General features: G+C 28.1%; 1 protein-coding gene and 1 pseudogene. Both read right to left on the bottom strand.

The annotated features are described in order from the left end of the window. Window positions 1–59 precede the first annotated feature (59 nt). Window positions 60–200 carry a hypothetical protein gene (locus tag Q9R21_RS14810; protein ID WP_311204772.1) on the bottom strand — a complete coding sequence of 47 codons (141 nt, stop codon included), beginning with the start codon at window positions 198–200 and terminating at the stop codon, window positions 60–62. A 5-nt stretch (window positions 201–205) separates the two neighbouring features. Then, window positions 206–1,295 (bottom strand): annotated as a pseudogene (locus Q9R21_RS14805) (hypothetical protein); the annotation flags it as partial.

Below are 1,295 nucleotides of genomic sequence, written 5' to 3'. Positions count from 1 at the left end.
TTTAGAGCGGATTTATCACTTATAAAACTGAATTGAGTGGTCTAATTAACGGAACCACATTATAAGCTACCATGAATAAATCCTTTTTTAATTAGGCGATCATAAAGTGATTTATGAGATATTGGAGATTTTTCAAATCCTTCTATAAGCATCAATTGCAACTCTTTCTCAACAATAATATCTAATTCTTTACCTCTCATTGTTGTTAAACCTCTTCAGTTTTATTAATTTCAATAGCAAAAAGCTCACTCAAGGTATGAGGCAACTTACTCATAGGCGTATTGTAATTAAAGATTTGTATTGGTGTAAGTTTCTGCATCCTACTTAAATTTTTAGCTTCTAAACCTGTAAGAATATTTATCCTTTCTCTAATATCATTTAACATCTCAGAATATTGAGGATCATTTCTTATATCATTATCAATATTATTATATTCATTAATAAGCATGTTCTTTTTTAAAGTAATGTTTTCTAATTCACCACGACGACCTGTTAAGACAAAATTTCCACACGCATCACCTGATTGGCATGCAAGCCGTTTTGGACAATGATGTAGTGTAATATTGCGCATACAACTTCCAAAGAGTAGGGGGGAAAGAAATGCATGACGATCTAGTAATTCTTCAGCTTCATTTGGATCTTCATCAATTAATTCATTAAATGCTTTTTTTATATCTTGGAAATAATCATCAAAAAACTGATCTTTTATAAAAGCTGAAACTTCTTTTTTATTATCAAAAGTCTGAATATTTTTTTTGATATTCGAATCAATACTCAACTCTTCAGAAACATATATTAAACCATCTTTTTTAATAGCTTCTACTGGACTTAAATAGTTGTCAATTCCAATACTATTTACTAGTATAATTTCATTTTTATTTCGAAGACTTGATTTAATTTTCATATGTTTCAATGCTATATGTTGATAGTATTGATTTTGTTTAATATCAACCCGCCCCATAAGCATTGCCTGTAAATGTTCAGAAATTCCACTTAAAGCAAGGAATGTATTTATATTATGTCTAGGAATATGACTTGTAAGAGAAGAATATTCAGAATCATTTTCATATAATTGATATTTTTCAAAAGCAGAAGTGTGCTTATTTGCACCTAAGAAATTATTTATATTAGGATTAGAAATCAACATAATATTAGTCTTATTATACAAACCTCTTGATAAATTTCCTGATCTATACGGAAGAATAAACAACAACTCTTCATAAGGAATTTTTATTAATGAACCTTCATAATTAAAAACATGATCAATTGGATTTTTTTCGGTATAAGTGTTTAAG

It is taken from the genome of Acinetobacter sp. RG5, assembly GCF_031844265.1.
GTDB lineage: Bacteria > Pseudomonadota > Gammaproteobacteria > Pseudomonadales > Moraxellaceae > Acinetobacter.
The sequence above is the reverse complement of the archived record's forward strand: the minus strand, read 5'-3'. Positions and strand labels throughout refer to the sequence as shown.